Source organism: Micromonospora rosaria (assembly GCF_001567585.1).
Lineage (GTDB): Bacteria > Actinomycetota > Actinomycetes > Mycobacteriales > Micromonosporaceae > Micromonospora > Micromonospora rosaria.
Window position 1 is genome coordinate 1 of sequence record NZ_LRQV01000301.1, and the last position, 1,308, is coordinate 1,308.

General features: G+C 78.4%; 1 protein-coding gene. It reads right to left on the minus strand.

Going from position 1 to position 1,308, the window contains the following annotated elements; all coding sequences use genetic code 11:
* On the minus strand, positions 1-1,308 hold a 1,308-nt coding region (locus AWW66_RS32190), incomplete at both ends, for an HD domain-containing protein (protein ID WP_157528331.1).

A 1,308-nucleotide genomic window follows, 5' to 3' on the forward strand; every position in this document is an offset into this window, starting at 1 on the left:
TAGAACACGTCCACCACGTCGCCACCGAGGGTGGAGATCCGGGCCGCCCGGACCTGGGCGCCGGCCTCGTCCAGCGCGCAGGCCACCCGGTAGAGCAGCCCGGCCGCGTCGGCGGCGCGCAGTTCCAGCAGGACCGCGTCGGTGGCCGCCTCCCGGTGCCAGACCACCCGGGGCGCGGCGCCCTCGCCCCGGGCCGCCAGGGCCCGGCCGCGCAGCCGCTGGATCACCGACACGTCCCCGTTGACCGCGCGCCGCAGGTCGGTGCTGAGCGCGATCGGGTCCGGGGCGAGGCCGTAGCGGGGTTGCACCCGGAACTCGACGAGCGCCCGGCCGTCGACCGTGGAAGCGTCCGCGGCCAGCACCTCCAGCCGGTGCAGGGCCAGGCACCCGGCCACCGTCGCCAGCAGGCCCCGCCGGTCCGCCGCGGCCACCGCCACCCGGTCCTCGGTCAGGTGTACGACCGGCAGCGGCCCCGCCACCAGGGCCGGATCCGGGGCCGGCGGCGCGGGCAGCGCCCCGGTGTCCAGCGCGGTCCGGACCCGGGCGACCAGTTCGGCGACGAGCCGCCCCTTCCAGTGCGACCAGGCGGCCGGCCCGGTGGCGGCGGCGTCCGCGCGGACCAGGGCGTGCAGCAGGTCCAGGGTGGTGGTGTCGCCGACCCGCTCGGCCACCGCGGCGATGGTCTTCGGGTCGGACAGGTCCCGGCGGGTGGCCACGTCCGGCAGCAGCAGGTGCAACCGGACCAGGGTGCCGATCAGGGCCGCCTCGGCGGCCGGCAGCCCCATCCGGGCGGCCATCGCCTCGGCGATCGGCGCACCGACGACGCTGTGGTCCCCGACCAGCCCCTTGCCGACGTCGTGCAGGAACGCGCCGAGCAGCAGCAGGTCGGGGCGGTCCACCTCCCGGGTGTGCCGGCTCGCCTCGTACGCGGTCTGCACCAGGTGCCGGTCGAGGGTGAACCGGTGCACCGGGTTGTGCTGGGGCAGGCTGCGCATCCGGGTCCACTCGGGCAGCCAGCGGTCGACCAGCCCGTACCGGTCGCAGCTCTCCCAGGCGGGGACCAGGCCGGCGCCGGCGCCGAGCAGGGTGAGCAGCGCGGCGCGGGCCTCCGCCGGCCACGGGGTCGGCAGCGGCGGGCAGTACGCGGCGAGCCACTCGCAGGTGGCGCGGGCGATCGGCAGCCGGGTGGTGGCCGCGGCGGCGGCCACCCGCAGCGCCAGGCTGGGGTCGGGGCGGGCGCCGATCGCGGTCCGCGCGAGCACCAGCTCACCGTCGTGCTCGACCACGTCCCGGGCGACCGGGCGGCGC